Origin of the sequence: Pseudooceanicola lipolyticus (assembly GCF_002786325.1) — a bacterium.
In the GTDB taxonomy this organism is placed as follows: domain Bacteria; phylum Pseudomonadota; class Alphaproteobacteria; order Rhodobacterales; family Rhodobacteraceae; genus Pseudooceanicola_C; species Pseudooceanicola_C lipolyticus.
Map to the genome: position 1 here is coordinate 14,609 of NZ_PGTB01000005.1, position 18,870 is coordinate 33,478.

Consider the following 18,870-nt stretch of genomic DNA (forward strand, 5'->3'; position numbering starts at 1 on the left):
CGGTGTCAGGCCGCGACCAGCGCGATGGCCCGGATCGGCGAGCCGGTGCCTTCGACGATCTTCAGCGGCGCGGTCACCAGGATCGCGCCCTTTGCCGGCAGCTTGTCGAGATTGGTCAGCGAAGCCAGGCCATAGCGGTTGTGCTTGTGCAGCAGGTTATGCGCCGGGAAGGGGATTTCGAACCCGCCGGCGGCGCCGGCATCGGTGCCGATACATTGCGAGCCCCAACCCAGCGCCTTTTTCTCTTCCATCAGGTACTGGATCACCTCGGCGGTCGGGCCGGGGGTATGCGGGCCCGACTCGTCGGCATTCAGGAATTTCGCCTCGTCGGTGTTGTACTGGTCCCAGTCGGTGCGCATCAGCACCCATTCGCCTTCCTGGATCTCGCCGTTTTCGGCTTCCCAGGATTTGACGTGATCGACAGTCAGCAGGAAGTCGGGGTCTTCCGCGGCCTGTTTGGAACAGTCGATGACATTGGCGGGCGCCATGAAATATTGCGGATCGATGGTGTCGACCGATCCGTCGGCATAGTCCTTGCCGGTGATCCAGTGATGCGGCGCGTCGAAATGGGTGCCGGAATGTTCACCCAGCTTCAGCCAGTTCCAGGCCCAGAACGGGCCGCGATCGCCATAGCGCGAGATCTGGTGGATCTCGATCGGGGGCGTGTCATCGGCGATTTCCGGCGGCAGCTTGAGCAGCGGCGTGTTGGGGCCAAGCGGCCCGGTGCAGTCGATCACCTTGATCGACCCGTCGAGCAATGCTGTGGCCAAATGGGCCAGGGTGTCTTTCGCAGTCATAATTGATCCCCCTCTGTCTGCTGGGTGAAGGTAGTGAGTCAAAAGATATGCAAATGCATGTATCGTCTTTTTTCAAGTTCAAACTATTTGTCTCGGGGGTTTAAATCGAAATTTTTTCCCGGATTTGTCGGATATTGAGAAATGATGCGAAAAATAGCGGGATTTGCCGGATTTCAGTAGTGAAGGCCTGCCTGATATTTATGCGCGTAGTTTTGGCGAATTGCTGCAAGTGCAAACATTCCGGGGCTTCGGGGCCAGGCCCCGAAGCGCTCAGCCGAGCGGCGCCATCGCTGCGTCGATGGCCTTGGTCAGCAGGAAGGCGTCCGAGCCTTCGATGACAAAACTCAGCCGTTCGAGCCAGCGGCGGCTGGCGTCGCGGTCTTCGGCGAAGATGCCCGCCGGCACATCCGCCGCCGCGGCGGCGGCGAGGATCCGGTCTATCATCTGCTCCAGCGGTGCCGCGCCGGGCCGGGCGGCAATGTCGACGGCCAGGTCGCCGGGGCCAACCAGCACCAGGTCGATCCCCTCGACGGCCAGGATCTCGGGAAGGTTGTCCACCGCCGCCACGGTTTCGATCTGCACCATCACCACGGTGTCGCGGCGCGCCCGTTCGATATAGCCGCCGATGTCACGCAGATAACCGGCGGCGCGGGCCGGGCCTGCGCCCCGGTTGCCCTGCGGCGGAAACCGGGCGGCCCGCACCACGTCGGCGGCAATGGCCGCGGTGGAAACATGCGGCACCAGGATGCCGCAGGCGCCGGCGTCAAGCGCGGCGGCGATGTTCTGCGCCTGCTGGCTGCGCACCCGCACCAGCGCCGGGACGGAATGCAGCTGGGCCGCGCGGATCATCTCGGTCAGCAGCGCATCGCCGATGGGGCTGTGCTCGGTATCGATGCAGACAAAGTCGGGCTGTGCCTGCGCCACGATCTCGGTCGTCATCGGCGATGGGATGCCCAGGAACGGCCCCCGAAGCGGGCTGCGCCCGGCGATTTTCTGTCTCAGTCCGTTCATTCCGCCCCCACGCCATCAAAACTTTTTCCAGGGTTCAGGATGCCCTTGGGATCGAGCAGGCCCTTGAACCCGCGCATCAGGCCGATTTCAACCGCACTGCGCGAATGGGCCAGGTAGGCGCGCTTGATCGTGCCGATGCCATGTTCGGCCGAAACGGTGCCGCCCATGTCGCGCACCAGGCCATAGACCAGGTCCTTGACCTCGTGGGTCGGCTGGGCGCGCCCGGCCTCGGGCACGTTTACCACCACATGCAGGTTGGAATCGCCGATATGGCCGTAGCACAGCGCGCGGGCGGTCGGATAGGCCGCCTTGATCGCCGCGCCGATGGTGGTGACCGCGTGATCCATCAGGCGGATCGGGATGCCCACGTCGAAGGGGATCACCGGGCCAAGCACGCGTTCATATTCCGCCGGGCTTTCGCGCACCGCCCACAGCGCCTGTTCCTCCTTGACCGAGCGGGCCAGCACCCCGTCTTCCACCAGACCCTTTTCAAAGGCGGTCTCGAACAGCTGTTCCAGCGTCTCGCGGGTTGCGGTGGCGTCAAAGCCCGTGGCCTCGATGATGACATAGGCACCATGCGGGTCGGCAAGTGGCGAGCCCAACCCGGTGGCCTGGGACATGAAGTCGAAGAAGCTGGGCCACATGACCTCGAAACTCGACAGCATCGGCCCCAGCGCGGCGCGGCTTGCGCGCAGCAGGGCGATCACCTTGTCGGTATCGGCGCAACCGACAAAGGCGGTGGCCTTGGCCGGGGGCAGCGGATGCAGGCGCAGGACGCAGCGGGTGATGATGCCAAGCGTGCCTTCCGATCCGATGAACAGCTGTTTCAGGTCCAGCCCGGCATTGTTCTTGAGCATGGTGTTCATGCCTTCGACGATGGTGCCATCGGCCAGCACAACCTCGAGCCCCAACACATGATCGCGTGCCATGCCATAGCGGATCACGGTATTGCCCCCGGCATTGGTAGCCAGAACCCCGCCCAGCTGGCACGACCCGCGCGCGCCGATGTCGATGCCCAGCAGCAGACCGGCGTCGCGCGCCGCCTGCTGCGCGGTTTCCAGAACCACGCCGGCGCCGGCGGTCAGGGTGCCGGCATCGGTGTCGATCGCGTCGATCTGGTTCAGCCTTTCCAGGCTGATCACGATACCGTCGGCGGCCGGATGCGCGCCGCCGGAGATGCCGGTCAGCCCGCCCTGCGGCACCACGGCGATGCCCGCGGCGTGGCAGGCCGAAAGGATCGCCGCGACCTCTTCGGTGCTGCGAGGGCGCGCCAGCGCCAGCGGTTCGACCGGGTCGAGTCCGGTCCAGTCGTGGTGATACCTGGCGGGAATCGCGCCGCGCGGGGTGATCACCTCGGCGCCGAGGCGGCTGGCCAGATGGGTCGCGAAATTGGTCATGGGGTCGGCTCCACCGTATGGGCGTCGCGCCCCGCAGGGCGCGACGGGTTTGACAGGTGTTCGGCGCCGGGCGCCTACATCATCGACGGGATCAGCGTCGCCAGGGTCGGGAAGACGATCACCAAGCCGACCAGCAGGAAGACGCAGAGGATATAGGGCAGCGCGGCGCGGGCCACTTCCGGCAGCGTGGTGCCGCGTGGACTGACCCCCTGCATCACGAACAACAACAGTCCGAAGGGCGGGGTGGTAAAGCTGACCTCCAGCATCAGCAGCATGATCAGGCCCCACCAGATCATGTCGAATTGCAGCGACATCGCGATTGGCACGAAAACGGGCAGGGTGATCAGCATCATCGAGACCTGGTCCATGAACATGCCCAGCAACAGCAGGATCAGCGCCATGACCAGCAGCATTTCGGTCGGACCCATGTTGAGCGAGGTCGCCCAGCGGACAAAGCCGTTCGAGGCGCCGGAAAACGCCAGAAGCTGGGCAAAGGTCGAGGATGCGGTGATCAGCAGGAAAGTCATGCCGGTCACCCGTGCGGCGTCGGCCACGGCGGTGGTGACCGCCTTCATGTCGAGCGCGCGGAAGATCAGTGCCAGAATACCCACCGCCAGGATGCCGAGCGCGCCGCTTTCGGTGGGGGTGGCGATGCCGGTGAGGATCGAGCCGACCACCGCGAAGATGATCGCCGCCATCGGCAGGATGTCGCGGCAGAAGATCAGCACACGCTCGCCGATCGGTTTGGGCACATAGTCATAGACCGGCGCCGCCGTCGGATCCCATTTCGCCTGGACGAAGATCAGGATGGCATAAAGGAAGGCCAGGATCAGGCCGGGCAGCAGGCCGGCGACCAGCAGGCCGCCGATGTCGATCCGCGCCAGCGACCCGAACAGCACCGCCAGCGTCGAGGGCGGGATGATCACCGCCAAGCCACCCGAACCGAGGATCGGCCCGATGGCCATGTGCTTTTTATAGCCGCGTTTCATCATCTCGGGCACCATCAGCGTGCCCAGCATGCCGGTATTGGCCAGCGACGAGCCCGACAGCGCGGCGAAGACGGTGCCGGAGGTGACGGTCAGATAGGACAAGCGCGCCGGAAGGCGCCCGATCAGCACGTCGATCGCGTCCAGCACCCGGCGCGCCAGGCCCGAGTGGAAGAACAGCGAGCCCATGACCAGGAACAGCGGCACCGGCGCCAGCGAATAGGTCGATACCGCCATGGTGGCGTTGGCAATCATCTGGTCGATGCCGCGGACGCCGCCCATGAAGAAATAGGTGCCGATCACGTTGATCAGCAGGAAGCCGAGCGCCACGGGTAGCCCGATTCCCATGGAAAACAGCAATCCGCCGATGAGGATCGCGATCGAGAGGGTCCAGTCCATCATGTCGCGTATCCTTAGAGACCGGCGTGCGCGTCTGCGCTGGCTTCGAAGAAGCTTTCGCGCCGCGGGAAGAAGGCGAGGAACTGCAGCCCGCCGAAGAAGAAGCCGATGGGCATGGTCGAATAGACCGCCCACATCGGCATGTCGAAGGCGCGGACCTCGTAGGACCCGTCACCCCATCCGCGCAGGAAAGACTGGCCGCTGTACCAGAACATGTAGAAGCAGATCGCCGCCGAGATGAGGTGCAAGCCGGTTTCCCACACCCGGCGCATGCCTTGCGGCATGTAGGCGAGCAGGGCGCCGACGAAGACGTGCCCGCGCGTCAGCACGAGGTAAGGCAGCACCAGGAAGGTCAGATGCAGCATGGCGTATTCGACCGAGTTGACCGCCCAGATTGCCGTCGGCAGCCCGAAGTTGCGCGACAGCACGTCGTAGTTCACGACGCAGACGATCGCGAAAATGAAAAGGCACCCCAGCAGGAAGAGGAGTTTGGAGATCGAGTCGAGGACTCGCAGCATCATGGCCATGGATAGGGTCTTTCGCGGCAGACGGGGCGGGAGAGGCGGGCGCAGGCAGCGCCCGCCGTGGCATCAGAAGTCTTCGAAGAAGATTTCCTTGAGCTGATCGTGATAGGTCGGATCACGCTCTTTCAGTCGGGCCCAGTTGATGTCGTAGGCCTTGGTCAGGAACAGGTCGCGCTGTTCGCCTTCCAGTTCGACGATCTCGAGCCCGCCCTCGGTCAGCGCCGCGGTCTCGTCGGCGATCAGCTGGGTTTCGGCTTCGTAGGACGCGATCTCGTGGTCGATGGCGGCCTGGTTCAGGATCTCTTTCGCCTCATCCGACAGCCCGTTCCAGGCGTCGAGGTTCATCGAGATCAGAACGTCGGTCTGGAAGAAGCCGGGATCGATCCGGTACTTCAGGAACTTGTCCCAGCCGAAATCGCGGATGCCCGAGATCGGGTAACCGGTGCCATCCACCACGCCGCGTTCAAGCGAGGTATAGACCTCGCCGGCCGCCTGCACGACGATGGTCGCGCCGAGTTCCTCGAAGAAGGCCCGGTAGAGCGGCGAGGTGCGCAGGCGCAGGCCGGTCAGGTCGACTTCGCCGTTCTCGTTGATCGTGGGCTCCTTGGTGGTCCAGAGGTGGAAGCCGGCACCGCCGTCGACATGGGACAGCACGTGGGTGTTGCCCTTTTCGTGGAAGGCTTCGTTGATCAGCTCCAGCCCGCCGTCGGCGCGCACTTCCATCGGGTTGCGGTTGGAACCGGCAAAGGCTTCGCCTTCGGGCACCAGGTTCAGGTAGAGCCCGGCGGGCAGCAGGAACATGTCCGCGATGCCGTTTTTCTGCGCGTCACCCATGCGTTCGTTCGGAATCACTTCGGGACCGCCGATCACCTGGATGCTGACGACGCCCTCGCCGCGTTCATTGACCATGTCGACGAACTTCTGGAAGTTCTTCGCGAACGACACCTGCGCCGGCACGAAGGTTACGGCGCGGATCACGTCTTCGGCCTGGGCGGTGACCGAGGACACCGCAAGCAGGGCCGCTGCGGCTGCGCCTCGAATGAGAGTGGAAGTTTTCATGTGTTCCTCACTGTGGTTGAGCGGCCCGGCCGTTGATCGGCATGCCTTTTGGCCAATGTTATTGCCCGCGTCGTTCGGGCGCGGGGTGGGTCTGTAGAGCGCCCTCCGCCTCGGCCTGTTCGAAAAACGACAGGGCGGCATCTACAAAGTCTTGCATGGCGGCATGGGCCGCGATCTCGTCCCGGTCGCAATAGGCCTGGGCCAGGCGGCGGGTGCCGGCCTTGGCGGCGGTGCGGCCGGCTTCGGAATGCAGCGTCGCCGCGCGGACCAGGTGCACCTGCATGTGGAAGCGCAGCAGCGTGTCGCGCAGCCGCTGGTTGCGGATACGGTCCAGCCAGAACGTCCGGAAGGCACTATTGGCCTGCGCCGACGCGGCGGGGGTCTCGGCCTGTTCGATGGCCTCCTGGCGGCGGGTCAGATCAGCCGCCAGCTCGGGTGTGGCGTCGCGTACCACCGAGGCAAAGGCGACCGGTTCCAGCGCCCGGCGAATTTCGAAAATGTCGCGCACATCGTCCATCGACGGGCAGGTGACCACATAGCCGGTCGGCTTGGCGCTTTCGATCAGGCCGTCGTTTTCCAGCCGGTTCAGGGCCTCGCGTACCGGTGTGCGTGACACATCGAGCGCGCGGGCGATCTCGGCTTCGACCAGCCGTTCGCCGGCCAGACGGCGCCGTGCGGCGATATCCTGCAGCAGGCCCTGATACACCATCTGGGCCAGTGGCTGGGTTCTGTCACGTAGAGGTACGTACATGGACAACACCGTGCGTTAACTCTGTATACCTTTAAGTATGAAATAAATTTGGCAACAAAATTCTTTCAAGTTTCCTTCATAAAAAGTTCTTGGTGCTTGATATATTGGGGAATTTTTTGCCGGAATATTTTGCGTTCGTAGCTTGTGTGCTGCGAAAACTGGCAATCGCCAGGGCCCGACACAGCGGTCGGGCCTCCAGATCCGTCGGATTGGGTCGGCGTTCAGCGGCGCAGCGTAACGCCGGCGGCTTCGCGGTCCCAGGTGGAGTCGGTGATTCCCTCTTCCTTCAGCTTGAACTTCTGGATCTTGCCGTTCTCGGTGCGCGGCAGGTCATGGCGGAAATCGACATAGCGGGGCACCGAGTAATAGGGCAGGCGGGTTTCGCAATGGCGGATGAGCTCTTCGCCGCTCAGCGTGGCGCCGTCTTTCAGCACCACGGCGACCATCACCTCGTCTTCCGCCAGTTCCGAGGCGACCGGAAACACCGCCGCGGTGGCGACGGCGGGGTGGCTCATCACGCCCTGTTCGACCTCGAAGGAGGAAATGTTTTCGCCGCGTCGGCGGATGGTTTCCTTGATCCGGTCGACAAAGCGGAAATAGCCGTCGGGCGCGCGCACGACGCGGTCGCCGGTATGCAACCAGAGGTTTTTCCAGGATTCGACCGTCTTGTCGGGCATCGCGAAATAGCCATGTGCAAAGGCATTGGGCGCATCCGCGCGCAACAGCAATTCACCGGCGGTGCCATCGGGTACTTCGTTGTCGAACTCGTCCACCACCCGTGCATCGAACCCTTTGGTGATACGGCCGATCATGCCGGGGCGCGGGTTAAGCGCCTCGGTCTGGATCACGTTGTTGGACTCGGTCGAGCCGAACGCGTCCAGCAGCAGAATGCCGGTGCGCCGCAGGAAGGCGTCGTGAAACTGCGCCGGCACCCCCGGCGCCAGCGCGATCCGGGTGTGGTGGTCACGTTCTTCCGCGCTTTCCGGGCGGGACAACAGCATCGGCACCATCGCCCCCAGCAGATAGGTCACATCGGCGCCGGAGGATTTGAGCGCCTTGAAAAAGCCGGAGACGGAAAAGCGCTGGGACAGCGATTGGGCGGCACCGAAGACCAGCGCCTGGAAGAAACAGTTCAGCGCATTGGTGTGAAACAGCGGCAAGGTGGTGTGCAGCACGTCGCCCGGGCGAATTCCCAGCTGGCGCCCGGTGGTGATGGCCCACCAGAAGAACTGTTCATGCGGGCAGATCACCCCCTTGGACAGGCCGGTGGTGCCCGAAGTGTAGAGGATGGCCAGCGGATCGGCGGGTTTGACCTCGACCGCCGGCAGCGGTTCGGCCGGGGCCGGCATCGGCCGCACCCCGTCGGGCAGTTCCAGGTCGGCGTCGGGGGCGAGGACGAACACGGTCTCCAGCGCCAGGCCGGTGCGGTCGATGGTGTCGAGATTGGCCAGGAACTCGGCCTCCAGCACCAGCAGGCGGGCGGCCGAATTTTCCAGGATATGTTGCAGCTGCAGCCCGCGCGAGGCGGTGTTGATCGGCACCACCACCGCCCCGATCCAGCCAATCGCGCAGAACAGCGGCATGAACTCGATGCGGTTGGTGCTGATGATGGCGACCCGGTCGCCGGCTTTGACCCCGGCTGCGCGCAGGCTGCCAGCGATCCGCGCGGCCTGGTCGGCCAGTTCTGCCGCCGACAGGGTCACCCTGTCCATGCCAACCAGCGCCCCGTCGCCATCCGCCTGAACCCGCGCGGCCAGCAGCGCGGGCAGGGTCCGTGCCGCCGGAGGGATCTCTTGCTCCAGCCGGTCGGCGCGCGCATGCGCCTCGTCGCGATAGCGTTGCGCGGTTTCAGGGTCGAGCAGGGGGCAGGCTGCGGTGGCCTCGGGGGAAAACAGGGTCTGGCTATCTGTGTCCGACATGGCGCGCCTCCATTGGGGGGTGGGTGTGGCCTACATCACGACAGCCGCCAAGATATTACAAGCTTAAAATAGTTTTGCGGGTGGCTTGGATGAGTCTTGGCTGTGCACGTCGTCGCAAGAGTCTCGCGGCGATGCCCGCGCATTGAGTGGTATTTCGATATTACAAGATGTTAGAGAAATCCCGTCGCTTCCCGACAAGTTTCCGCACCGTGCTCAAGATGGCGCCGCAGCCTCTCCCGCAGGTTGGATTTCTTTAGGTTGGAGGGAGTTTTCTTACCGTTTACCGTGCGGAGGCGCTGGCGGGGCCGGCCACAACCTCGGTCAGCATCGGGTAATGCCGGTTGCCGCCGCTGTATCGTGGGGCGGTTGCCGAATCGTCGCGCAGCGCCTCGCGCACCGGTGAAAACAGCGCCTCGGTCAGCGCCTCGGGACTGTCGAACATCACGCGGTTGCGCTGCATATGCTGCACGCGCGGCCAGGGCAACTGGTCGATCCAGTCGACCCGCGACAGGATCTCCAATTCGCGCAGACCGGGGAACTGGCGCAGCAGCGGTGCGTGGCCGCGCAGATAGGCGCCCAGCCAGGCTTGCAGGTCATCGGCCGGGCCGGGATACCAGACCAGAAAGCTGGTTGCCGTCGCGCTTGCCGGTTTCGGTTCGGGCACGTCATAGGGGCGCAGCAGCATCGCTTGCTGTTCGGCCTTGGCCGCGTCGAGGCTGGACAAGCCGCCTTGCTGGACCAGGCTGTGAAAGGCGCCCCCGCTGCAAACCGCGCTTTCAAGGGCCTGCAGCGTGTCGAAATACAGTTGCAGCCCGAAAACCGGCGGCGCGCCGTCATCGATGAACCGGTCGCGTGCCTCGGCCGGGGTGTAAAAATGCGCCTTGCGCAGGCCCGGGAGCGTGGCGAGGCAGTTGCGCAGCGCCGCCGCCTGGGCCGGGGCGAGCCGCAGGGTGGGATCCTGCGGGTGGCTGAACAGGACGAAATAGCAGAACGACATGGCGGGATCCTTGGGTGAAACGGGTCAAACGGCGGCAGGCACCAGCGCCAGCACGCGCAACGGGCTGCCCGACCCGGCCAGAACCTTGAGCGGGGCGGCGATCAGCACGGCGCCGCGCGGCGGCAGCGCCTCCAGCCCGGTCAGGCATTGCAGCCCGTAACGGCCATGCCCGTGCAGGATGCTGTGGGCCGGGTAGGGCGGGTTGAGATGTGCGGCCTGGCCCCAATCGGTCCCGATGGTTTCGGTGCCAAAGCCCAGGATGCCGCGTTCCTCGACCAACAGACGGATGGCGCCGGCATCGGGGCCGGGGGTATGCGCGCCGTCGGATTTAAGGTTGGCATATGCCGCGCCGGTCTTGTCGCCCCAGCCGCTGCGCATCAGCACCCATTCATCGCGCGCGATCTGGCCGTGTTCCTCTTCCCAGGCGAGGATCGCCTCGCGGGTCAGCAGGTAATCGGCATCCTGCGCGCAGGCCTTGGTGCAGTCGATCACCGAAACCGGCGCCACCATCGGCGGCAGCGGCATGGTGTCGACGGTGTTGCAGGCCAGGTCGCGCCCGGTGATCCAATGCGCCGGCGCGTCGAAATGGGTGCCGGTATGTTCGCCAAAGCTGAGATTGTTCCAGTACCAGGCGGGCCCGCCCGCGTCATAGCGCGAGATCCGTTCGATCCGCACCGGCCAGGACTGGCCGAATTCCGGCGGCATCACGATGGTGGGATCGTCGGGCGACAGGGTTCGGGTCAGATCGACCAGCTGCACCCCGCCCGAGGCGATCATCCCGGTCAGGGCGCTCAGCAGCTCTGCCGGGGATTGGTCACGCGGCTGCATCAGCTCCACCACTTTCGTTCGACTTCCTTGGGATTGGCATTGAACCGGTCGCGGAAATCCTCGGCTTCCGGCCCGATGAACATGTCTTCCAGCCCCTCGGTCAGGGCGGTCACCACGGCCTTGCCCAGGGTGCCGGGGGCGACCTTGGGGGGCGGCACCGCTTCGAACCAGCCATGGTCGAGCGCGCCGTGGAACAGGTTGATCACCCGGATGCCGCCCGGCGCCATAGTGGCACGCAGCGACTGCGCCAGCGACAGTTCGGCGGCCTGCGCCGCCGAATGCGCCGCCGCCATCGGATGCGCCATGCGCGCGGCCAGGCTCAGCACGTTGACCCAGGCCAGGGCCGGGCGCGGTTCGTCAGCACCGCGCGCCATCATCGCCTGACCAAAGGCCTGGGCCAGCCGCATCAGCCCCAGCGCGCCGCCTTCCATCATATCCTTCAGCCGCAGCGGCGCATTGGCGTCCATCACCGTGCCGGGGCGATAGTGGAACCCGCACTGCACCACGATTTCGATCTTGCCGGCCAGCGCGGCGGCGGCCTCGGCGACCGAGCGTTCGTCGCGCGGGTCGAGGTCGATCACCTCGACACCGTCGATCTTTGCCAGCTGGTCGGCCTCGGGACTGGGCTTCCAGGGCTCGGCGATGCCGGCATAGACCTGTGCCGCGCCGGCACCCAGCAGCGCCCGTGCCATCGCCGCCGCCGCCGGGTGGCGGCCATCGCTGATCAGCACGCGGGCATGTTCGGGATTGGCGGTCAGTTGTCGCCACATGGGGTCATCCTCGATTTCCGACAGCGGTGCCCCCTCGGGCCGCGCGCAGACGACCGGATCGCCGCCCGGTGCCAGCTTGAGCGAAAGTGTCACCCGACCGCCCGGCGCGCAATCGCCCAGCAGGAAACAAATGAGATTGGGCCCGGCATCGGCCCGCACCAGGCCCTGGCGGATCGGCACCAGCCGCCGGAAACAGGGGTCGGCGGTGCTGTGGATCCGGGTGACGGATAATAATTCGCCACCGGGCGAAACATTTCCAAAGCGCAGCGACTGGCCCAGGCAGGCGGGGCAGGCATCGCGCGCCGGGTAAATGACGGTGCCGCAGTCGGCGCATTTTTGCAGGGCAAAGCGGCCTTCGGCAGCGGCGGCGGTCAGGCCGAAGGCCCGGCGCGACCGTGGCTGCGGTGGCAGCAGCGGCGTTGCCGTGCGCAGCAGCGGGTTTTTCCTGGGCGGCGGCGGCAGGCTCATGCGCCGGATCCTTCCAGAATGACGGCACCCGAGGACAGGCCGCGGTCGTAATTGATCATCCCGAAGCCCAGGGCCATTGCGCGGCGCGGCGTCTTGACCTGCCGCGCGCCGGCCTCGCCCAGCAGCTGGCGCAGCGACTCGACCACGCCCATATGCCCGCCCGCCGCACCGGCCTGACCGGCCGACAATTGGCCGCCGCTGGTGTTCTGGGGGAAATCCCCGGCAAAGGTCAGGTCATGCGCGCGCACGAATTCCTTGGCCTCGCCCTTGGCGCAGAACCCCAGATCCTCGAATTGCAGCATCACGATCACCGGGTAGTCATCATAGGTCTGTAACACGTCGATATCCGCTGGCCCACAACCCGCCATGGCATAGAGCTCGTCCACATCGCGGGCCCAGCCGCCACGGTCCTGCACCGGGTCGTCGGGAAAGGCGTGGTGACGTTCGATCGAACCGGCGAGGCGAACAAATGGCAGGCCCTGGGCCGTCGCGGTTTCCTCGCGCATGACCAGAAACGCCTCGGCCCCGGCGCAGGGCATCACGCAGTCGAACAGGTGGATCGGTTCCGAAATCGGCGGCGCCCCCAGATAGGCCTCCAGCGTCAGCGGCTTTTTCATGAGCGCATTCGGATTGGCCAGCGCGTTGGTGCGCTGCGCCACGCAGATGCGGCCGAAATCCTCGCGCGTGGCGTTATAGCGGCGCATATAATGGTCGGTGAGATGCGCAAAGCTGGCATTCGCCCCGCCGGCGCCGATGGGATAGACGGCATCCTGGGCAAAGCGGGAAAAATTCGACAGGGACTGGCGGAAACTGTCGATATGGTTGGTATCGGCGGCGATGCAGGCCACCACCTCGGCATCGCCGCTTTCGACCGCGCGCGCCGCGCGGCGGATCGCGGCGGTGGCCGCCGCGCCGCCCAGCGGTACGTTATCCAGCCAGCGCACCGACATGCCGAAATGCTGGGTCAGCGCCACCGCACTGTCCGGCGCGAGCGAAAAGCTGGCCGCGCTGAGACCGTCGAAATCGCGATGGCTGATCCCCGAGCGCTGCGCCAGCCCGCGCAGCGCTGCGCCGAACCACCAATGCGCGGCTTCTTCGGAATAGCGCTGGTAGGGCACCGTGACCGGCGCGGCGATCACAACGTTCCGATAGGCCTGGCGCTGGTATCCGGTCATCTCGAATCAATCATGCTTCCCTGATCGCGACTATGTTTTAAACTTAAAGCAATTCCTACCCTGTCCGGAGAAAATTTCCCCGGCACCGTCTGGCCGGGCGCTGGTAGGCCGTCGTGATTGGGGTGATCCCGCCGCAGCCACCGGCCCGGACGCGGAACCCGATCACCTCATGCGCCGGCCTTCGCCGAGGCCAGCGCGGCGGCGCGCATCTCGCTGAGAGACTGGCGCGGGGTCAGCGCCTCGGGTGAAATGTTCAGGTCGAGCAGCGCGCCTGTTTTCGACGCCAGGGCACGGTCGAAGGCGGCGGCGAAATCGGCGGTGGTTTCGACCCGCTCGGCATGGAAGCGATAGGCTTTTGCCAGCGCCACGAAATCCGGGTTCTCCATCGTCGTGCCCGAGACACGGGCGGGATAGTGGCGTTCCTGGTGGGCGCGGATGGTGCCGTAGATGCCGTTGTTCAGCACCAGGATGATGGGCTGCGCCCCGGTCTGCATCGCGGTGGCCAGTTCCGTGCAATTCATCTGGAAATCGCCATCCCCGGCAAAACACACCACGGTGCGGTCGGGGCAGGTGATCTTGGCGGCGATGGCTGCCGGCAGGCCATATCCCATGGCGCCGGATTGCGGCGCCAGCAACCGCGCCGCCGGGCCATATCGGAAAAACTTGCCCGACCACACCGCGAAGTTGCCCGCGCCATTGGTCAGGATCACATCGTCGGGCAGCACCTGGCGCAGATGTGCGCAGACCTTGCCCATATCGACCGGCGAGGGCAGGTCGGGCAGGTCAAAACCGGCTTCGTAGGCTGCGCGGGCCTCGGCGCGCCAGGTCGCCCAGTTGCCCTCTACCGGGGGCAGGCCGCCAAGCGCGGCGGCGAAGGCATTGGGCCCGGCCTGAATGCCCAGTTCGGGGCGATAGACCTTGCCGATCTCGATGTCGGAGGCGTGGACATGGATCAGCCGCTGTTTCGGCTGCGGCACGTCCAGCAAGGTATAGCCATCGGTCGAGTTCTCGCCAAAGCGGTTGTTGACCGCAAGGATCACATCGGCATCGCGGATCAGCTGTTTCACTGCGGGGGTCATGCCGACACCGGCTTCACCACAGAAAACCCGCGAGGTGTTGTCGAACTGGTCCTGATAGCGGAAGACAGAGACCACCGGGATGTCGCTGGCCTCGGCAAAGCGTTGCATCGGCGCCGTGCCCTCGCCGCGCCAGTTGCAGCCGCCATAAAGGATCAGCGGGCGTTTGGCTTCGGTCAGGATCGCGTGCAGGCGGGTCATCGCCGCCGCGCTCGGGCCGGCCTCGGCGATCTCGACCGGACCGGCCAGCGGCGCGGCCTCGGTGGACGAGGTCAGCATGTCTTCGGGCAGGGCGATCACCACCGGTCCGGGGCGGCCCGACTGCGCCACCGTCCAGGCCCGCGACAGGATTTCCGGAATACGATCGACCTGGTCGATTTCCACCGCCCATTTCGCCATGGTGCCGAACACCGCGCGATAGTCGACCTCCTGGAACGCCTCGCGGCCCTTCATGTCGGTGCCAACCTGGCCGACCAGCAGGATCATCGGCACGCTGTCCTGCATCGCGGTATGGACCCCGATCGAGGCGTTGGTGGCGCCGGGTCCGCGCGTGACCATGCAGATGCCCGGGCGGCCGGTCAGCTTGCCATAGGCGGCGGCCATGAAACTTGCGCCGCCCTCGTTGCGGCACAGCACATAGTCAAGCTTCCCCTGGGTGTCATGCAGCGCGTCCAGCACGGCAAGATAGCTTTCGCCCGGCACGCCAAAGCTTTTGGTCGCGCCAAGCGCAATCAGGCTCTCGACAAGCAGCTGTCCACCGTTGCGGGTCATTGTCGGGTCCTTTTCGTGACCGGGGCGGGGGCGAAACCCGCGTTATAATCCGACGGCGCGCGTCATCCGCCGGCGCCGCGGTTGGTGTGCAGAGGAACGGCAGCGCATGCAAGGTCGAAGGTCGGGCCGGCGGCGGATTCTTCCGGCGGTGATGTTTGGGATTGAGGATGCCTGGGGCGGTCGTGTGGCCCAGCTGACAGCGACCCGCCCGAGACGGGGCGCCATCGCAAGACCGGGTGGAGCGGCTCTGTCGGATCGGTTATCGCCCACGGACCAAGGATCCGGAGACCCTCCACTTTTCTCGACGAAGGAAGGGCCGGATCCAGCTCCGGCCCTCAATCGCTCAGCGCTGAGACTTCGGAGTCCAGGCGAATTTTTTCATGCCCTCGTCGACGGGCGTCTCGGCAATGTGATTGGTGTAGTTGCTCATCACCTTCTGGGCCAGGCCGAGGATGATCTCCAGAACGTGGCGCTGGTTGTACCCGGCGTCCAGGAAGGCCTGCATCTGTGCCTCGCTGGGCCGACCGCGGCTTTCCAGCATGGCAAGGGTAAAGCTGCGCAGCGCCTCCAGCTTGGCCGAGGGCAGCGGGGTTTCGTCGCGCAAGGCGTTCGAGATCTCGTCGCTGACCTTCATGGCCTTCGCGATGCCGGTATGGGCCGGAACGCAATAATGGCACTCATGCGCGACATTGATAGTTTGCCAGACCACGGTTTTTTCGTCGGCATCAAAGCTGGTTTCTTCGGCAAACAGACGATGCAGGACCTGGTATCCGTCCAGCAGCGCCGGCGCCCCGGCCATAACCGCGTGAAGGCCGGGCAGCCGCCCGAATGCGGCCTTGGATTTCTCGATCAGCGGAACGGCTTCGGCGGGGGCGTTGGATTCGTCGAACTTCTCGAACTTGGTCATCTGCTATGTCCTTTTCTGGGCAGGTTGTCGAATGAGGCAGAACCTGTTCTTTCTTGAGTGATTGCTCAAGTATATTGTTGAGCAATCACTCAACAACTTTTCGTGATGCCGTTGTGTCCGGCCTCGCGCTGGGGTTAAAAATTTTTCCCATGTCTAGAACCGCAACTTTTGACCGGGAAGAGGCGCTGGAGGCCGCGATGCGGCTGTTCTGGCAGAAGGGCTATCACGCCACCTCGCTCAAGGACCTGGAAGCAACGCTGTCGATGCGTCCGGGTTCCATCTATGCGGCGTTCCAAAGCAAAGAAGCGCTGTTTCGGGCGACGTTGGACCGGTATGCCGTCCGCATGGAAACCGAGTTGCGTACCCTGATCCGGTCGAGCCCTTCTCCGCTTGCGGCTCTGCAACAGCATCTGCGGGGTCTTGCCAACCTAAGCGCCGGTGACCTGCCTTCAACCGCTTGCATGCTGGTGAAGTCATTGCTTGAACTGCCGCAGGCGGGTGAACTGCGCATATTCGTGATTGGCCAGCTTGAGCGGATCGAAGCGATTATCGCCGACGCCCTGCATCGGGCCGTCGCCGCCGGGGAACTGGACCCGGCCAGCGATCCGGATCGCCTGGCGCGTCGCATTCAGACCTATATCTTCGGACTGAAAATCCAGGCACAGCGCGAGACGGATCCGCAAAGGATGCAGGATCTTTGTGTCGACCTGGCAAAGGAACTGGGCAATGCGAAAAAGCCCTAGCAGATTGCGTGGCGATGCCAGGCAACCCGCCGCGGCGCAGTCAGGGTGATCAGCAAAACCGGCGACCAACACAGAATGGTCGCAGGCTTGCGCGGCGGGTCAATCGGCGCGGTCCAGATGCGCCCGCAGCGCCCGGGGCGAGAGGTCGAATGCCTGCCTGAAGGCGCGGGTGAGGGCGCTGGGATCGGCATAGCCACAACGCAGCGCGATCTCTCGCACGGAAAGGGAGGAGGTTTCGACCAGCCAGCGCGCTTCTCGCAGGCGGATGGTGCGGTACAGGTCTCTTGGGCCGATCCCGTAACGGGTCTGGCATTTCTGCTCCAGCCGCTTGCGGGTCATGCCCAGTTGAGTGGCGATCTCGGCGATGGGCAGAGGTGTCTCGATGTGGCGCAGCATGATCGAGATCGCCGCTTCGGCGGTGCCGCCGGGCACCGGTGGGCGCGAGCTGTGCGGCGCGTCGGTGCTGCGGTCCAAAAACAGCGCCGCCACTTCCAGCCGCAACAGCGGGCCGCAATTGCGTTCGATCAGGTCCAGCACCAGTTCGAAACTGGTCTGCGCGCCGCCGCATGACAGGATGTCGCCATCATCGATCACGCGGTCCGGCAAAACCTGGACGTCGGGAAACCGTTCGGCCATGGCGATCTGGACCTCGCGATGGATCGTCGCCCGTCGCCCATCGAGCAACCCGGCGCCTGCCAAAAGCCAGGAACCGGTATCGAGGCCGACCAGGTGCGCAAACCGCTTGCGCGCACTGCGCAGGGCGCGGCGGCATTCCGGCGTATCCAGGTCCACAACATCATAGCTGGGCATGACCAGCAGATAATCGCCGCCCTCTGCACGTCCCAGCGTGCTGTCGATGCGGACGGACAGACCGCTGGACGAGACGACCTCGCCTTCGGTCAATCCAACGAAGCGCCAGCGGAAACAACACCGTCTTGCGATCGCGTTCGCCGCGCGCAGCGGTTCGATGGAATTGGCAAGGCAATGGTTCGAAAACGCCGGGAACAGCAGCACGGCGAGATCGAGAGGGCGTCGCATTTTCGGCCTGTTCTGCACGATCATGTGCCAGTTTTGCACGATGTGGCGGCAAGATCCATTTCACTCTCGGTCCATCCGATCAAGAGGTCGCGCATGAACTTTGGATTGACCGACGAGCAGGAGCTGATCGTCTCGACCGTGCGCAGTTTCGTCGAGCGCGAGATCTATCCGCACGAAGCGCTTGTCGAAAAAACCGGCGAGGTTCCGGCCGAGATCGCCCAGGACATCAAGCAGAAGTGCCTCGACCTGGGCTTCTATGCATCGAATTTCCCTCAAAGCGTGGGCGGTCCGGGGTTGAGCCACCTGGAATTCGCCCTGGTCGAGCGCGAGTTGGGGCGCGGTTCGGTCGCGCTGACCCATTTTTTCGGGCGCCCGCAGAACATCCTGATGGCCTGCACCGGCGACCAGGTCGACCGCTATCTGCTGCCGGCGGTGCGCGGCGAAAAAATGGACGCGCTGGCAATGACCGAGCCGGAGGCGGGCTCGGATGTCAGGGGCATGAAATGTTCGGCGGTGCGAGAGGGCGGCGACTGGGTGCTGAACGGTTCCAAGCATTTCATATCGGGGGCCGATCACGCCGATTTCGTGGTGGTGTTTGTTGCCACGGGCGTGGAGGACACCCCGCGCGGCCCGAAGAAGCAGATCACCTGTTTTCTGGTCGACCGCGGCACTCCGGGCTTCGAGATCGCCAATGGCTATCGTTCGGTTTCGCACCGGGGGTACAAGAACAGCATCCTGTACTTCGACAATTGCCGCTTGCCCGATGCGCAGGTTCTGGGCGTGGTCGGCAGTGGCTTTGAGGTGATGAACGAGTGGCTTTACGCCACGCGGATCTCGGTGGCCACCATGGCGGTGGGCCGGGCGCGGCGCGTCTTCGATCATGCGCTGGACTATGCCGCCGGTCGCAGCCAATTCGGCCAACCCATCGCCAAATTCCAGGGTGTCAGCTTTCAGATCGCCGACATGATCACGGAAATCGATGCCGCGGACTGGCTGACACTGGCCGCGGCCTGGCGGTTGGACCAGGGATTGCCGGCGAACCGGGAAATCGCCTCGGCCAAGCTCTATGCCACGGAAATGCTCGCCCGGGTGACCGACGCGACGTTGCAGATCCATGGCGGCATGGGCCTGATGGATGACCTGCCGATCGAGCGGTTCTGGCGCGACGCCCGTGTCGAACGGATCTGGGACGGCACCTCGGAGATTCAGCGCCACATCATCAGCCGCGAACTTTTCCGGCCGCTGGGCGCCTGA

Annotated in this window: 17 protein-coding genes; 2 read left to right on the plus strand and 15 right to left on the minus strand. The window is 64.8% G+C overall.

The features are described from left to right. Nucleotides 1-5: 5 nt before the first annotated feature. The 14 genes from CVM52_RS03555 to CVM52_RS03620 form a co-directional block, all read right to left on the minus strand. Nucleotides 6-797 carry a cyclase family protein gene (locus tag CVM52_RS03555; protein WP_100161225.1) on the minus strand — a complete coding sequence of 264 codons (792 nt, stop codon included), beginning with the start codon at nucleotides 795-797 and terminating at the stop codon, nucleotides 6-8. A gap of 270 nt (nucleotides 798-1,067) precedes the next feature. Further along, nucleotides 1,068-1,808 (minus strand): HpcH/HpaI aldolase family protein, encoded by a 741-nt coding sequence (locus CVM52_RS03560; protein ID WP_100161226.1) that lies wholly within the window; start codon nucleotides 1,806-1,808, stop codon nucleotides 1,068-1,070. Beyond that, a complete protein-coding gene (locus CVM52_RS03565) occupies nucleotides 1,805-3,205 on the minus strand; it encodes an FAD-binding oxidoreductase (protein ID WP_100161227.1) in 1,401 nt (466 codons plus the stop codon). Before CVM52_RS03565 ends, CVM52_RS03560 begins: the two co-directional genes overlap by 4 nt. A 74-nt stretch (nucleotides 3,206-3,279) precedes the next feature. Beyond that, nucleotides 3,280-4,593, minus strand: a complete 1,314-nt coding sequence (locus CVM52_RS03570; protein WP_306372747.1) for a TRAP transporter large permease — start codon at nucleotides 4,591-4,593, stop codon at nucleotides 3,280-3,282. Between the two features lie 11 nt (nucleotides 4,594-4,604). Then, entirely contained in the window at nucleotides 4,605-5,117 is a 513-nt protein-coding gene (locus tag CVM52_RS03575) for a TRAP transporter small permease (protein WP_100161228.1), read from the minus strand. Between the two features lie 63 nt (nucleotides 5,118-5,180). Continuing rightward, the gene (gene dctP, locus CVM52_RS03580) at nucleotides 5,181-6,173 is read right to left on the minus strand and encodes a TRAP transporter substrate-binding protein DctP (RefSeq protein ID WP_172720894.1); all 993 of its coding nucleotides are present in this window, start codon (nucleotides 6,171-6,173) and stop codon (nucleotides 5,181-5,183) included. 58 nt (nucleotides 6,174-6,231) lie between these two features. Next, nucleotides 6,232-6,924 carry a GntR family transcriptional regulator gene (locus CVM52_RS03585; RefSeq protein WP_100161230.1) on the minus strand — a complete coding sequence of 231 codons (693 nt, stop codon included), beginning with the start codon at nucleotides 6,922-6,924 and terminating at the stop codon, nucleotides 6,232-6,234. A 221-nt stretch (nucleotides 6,925-7,145) separates the two neighbouring features. Further along, nucleotides 7,146-8,843 (minus strand): ATP-dependent acyl-CoA ligase, encoded by a 1,698-nt coding sequence (locus CVM52_RS03590; RefSeq protein ID WP_100161231.1) that lies wholly within the window; start codon nucleotides 8,841-8,843, stop codon nucleotides 7,146-7,148. Nucleotides 8,844-9,123: 280 nt separating this feature from the next. Further along, entirely contained in the window at nucleotides 9,124-9,840 is a 717-nt protein-coding gene (locus CVM52_RS03595; RefSeq protein ID WP_100161232.1) for a hypothetical protein, read from the minus strand. Between the two features lie 24 nt (nucleotides 9,841-9,864). After that, entirely contained in the window at nucleotides 9,865-10,668 is an 804-nt protein-coding gene (locus CVM52_RS03600) for a cyclase family protein (RefSeq protein WP_100161294.1), read from the minus strand. Further along, nucleotides 10,668-11,906 carry an SDR family oxidoreductase gene (locus tag CVM52_RS03605; RefSeq protein WP_100161233.1) on the minus strand — a complete coding sequence of 413 codons (1,239 nt, stop codon included), beginning with the start codon at nucleotides 11,904-11,906 and terminating at the stop codon, nucleotides 10,668-10,670. Before CVM52_RS03605 ends, CVM52_RS03600 begins: the two co-directional genes overlap by 1 nt. After that, entirely contained in the window at nucleotides 11,903-13,081 is a 1,179-nt protein-coding gene (locus tag CVM52_RS03610) for a thiolase family protein (protein ID WP_100161234.1), read from the minus strand. Before CVM52_RS03610 ends, CVM52_RS03605 begins: the two co-directional genes overlap by 4 nt. 167 nt (nucleotides 13,082-13,248) lie before the next feature. Beyond that, nucleotides 13,249-14,928 (minus strand): thiamine pyrophosphate-dependent enzyme, encoded by a 1,680-nt coding sequence (locus tag CVM52_RS03615; RefSeq protein WP_100161235.1) that lies wholly within the window; start codon nucleotides 14,926-14,928, stop codon nucleotides 13,249-13,251. A gap of 343 nt (nucleotides 14,929-15,271) precedes the next feature. Continuing rightward, complete coding sequence (locus CVM52_RS03620) at nucleotides 15,272-15,835, minus strand: carboxymuconolactone decarboxylase family protein (protein ID WP_100161236.1); 564 nt, start codon at nucleotides 15,833-15,835, stop codon at nucleotides 15,272-15,274. A 77-nt stretch (nucleotides 15,836-15,912) separates the two neighbouring features. On the opposite strand from CVM52_RS03620, the gene CVM52_RS03625 reads away from it, so the two are divergent. Next, the gene (locus CVM52_RS03625) at nucleotides 15,913-16,578 is read left to right on the plus strand and encodes a TetR/AcrR family transcriptional regulator (protein ID WP_240620851.1); all 666 of its coding nucleotides are present in this window, start codon (nucleotides 15,913-15,915) and stop codon (nucleotides 16,576-16,578) included. 99 nt (nucleotides 16,579-16,677) lie between these two features. Here the strand turns inward: CVM52_RS03625 and CVM52_RS03630 are convergent, their stop codons facing one another. Continuing rightward, nucleotides 16,678-17,616, minus strand: a complete 939-nt coding sequence (locus tag CVM52_RS03630) for a GlxA family transcriptional regulator (RefSeq protein WP_205964863.1) — start codon at nucleotides 17,614-17,616, stop codon at nucleotides 16,678-16,680. 93 nt (nucleotides 17,617-17,709) lie between these two features. On the opposite strand from CVM52_RS03630, the gene CVM52_RS03635 reads away from it, so the two are divergent. Then, on the plus strand, nucleotides 17,710-18,870 hold the full coding sequence (locus CVM52_RS03635) for an acyl-CoA dehydrogenase family protein (protein WP_100161239.1): 1,161 nt from the start codon (nucleotides 17,710-17,712) through the stop codon (nucleotides 18,868-18,870).

What these genes read in the sequence shown, in the direction of transcription:
- CVM52_RS03555 (WP_100161225.1), bottom strand. Translation starts at nt 797, where the DNA reads ATGACTGCGAAAGACACCCTGGCCCATTTGGCCACAGCATTGCTCGAC.
- CVM52_RS03560 (WP_100161226.1), bottom strand. Translation starts at nt 1,808, where the DNA reads ATGAACGGACTGAGACAGAAAATCGCCGGGCGCAGCCCGCTTCGGGGG.
- CVM52_RS03565 (WP_100161227.1), bottom strand. Translation starts at nt 3,205, where the DNA reads ATGACCAATTTCGCGACCCATCTGGCCAGCCGCCTCGGCGCCGAGGTG.
- CVM52_RS03570 (WP_306372747.1), bottom strand. Translation starts at nt 4,593, where the DNA reads ATGATGGACTGGACCCTCTCGATCGCGATCCTCATCGGCGGATTGCTG.
- CVM52_RS03575 (WP_100161228.1), bottom strand. Translation starts at nt 5,117, where the DNA reads ATGGCCATGATGCTGCGAGTCCTCGACTCGATCTCCAAACTCCTCTTC.
- dctP (WP_172720894.1), bottom strand. Translation starts at nt 6,173, where the DNA reads ATGAAAACTTCCACTCTCATTCGAGGCGCAGCCGCAGCGGCCCTGCTT.
- CVM52_RS03585 (WP_100161230.1), bottom strand. Translation starts at nt 6,924, where the DNA reads ATGTACGTACCTCTACGTGACAGAACCCAGCCACTGGCCCAGATGGTG.
- CVM52_RS03590 (WP_100161231.1), bottom strand. Translation starts at nt 8,843, where the DNA reads ATGTCGGACACAGATAGCCAGACCCTGTTTTCCCCCGAGGCCACCGCA.
- CVM52_RS03595 (WP_100161232.1), bottom strand. Translation starts at nt 9,840, where the DNA reads ATGTCGTTCTGCTATTTCGTCCTGTTCAGCCACCCGCAGGATCCCACC.
- CVM52_RS03600 (WP_100161294.1), bottom strand. Translation starts at nt 10,668, where the DNA reads ATGCAGCCGCGTGACCAATCCCCGGCAGAGCTGCTGAGCGCCCTGACC.
- CVM52_RS03605 (WP_100161233.1), bottom strand. Translation starts at nt 11,906, where the DNA reads ATGAGCCTGCCGCCGCCGCCCAGGAAAAACCCGCTGCTGCGCACGGCA.
- CVM52_RS03610 (WP_100161234.1), bottom strand. Translation starts at nt 13,081, where the DNA reads ATGACCGGATACCAGCGCCAGGCCTATCGGAACGTTGTGATCGCCGCG.
- CVM52_RS03615 (WP_100161235.1), bottom strand. Translation starts at nt 14,928, where the DNA reads ATGACCCGCAACGGTGGACAGCTGCTTGTCGAGAGCCTGATTGCGCTT.
- CVM52_RS03620 (WP_100161236.1), bottom strand. Translation starts at nt 15,835, where the DNA reads ATGACCAAGTTCGAGAAGTTCGACGAATCCAACGCCCCCGCCGAAGCC.
- CVM52_RS03630 (WP_205964863.1), bottom strand. Translation starts at nt 17,616, where the DNA reads ATGCGACGCCCTCTCGATCTCGCCGTGCTGCTGTTCCCGGCGTTTTCG.
- CVM52_RS03635 (WP_100161239.1), top strand. Translation starts at nt 17,710, where the DNA reads ATGAACTTTGGATTGACCGACGAGCAGGAGCTGATCGTCTCGACCGTG.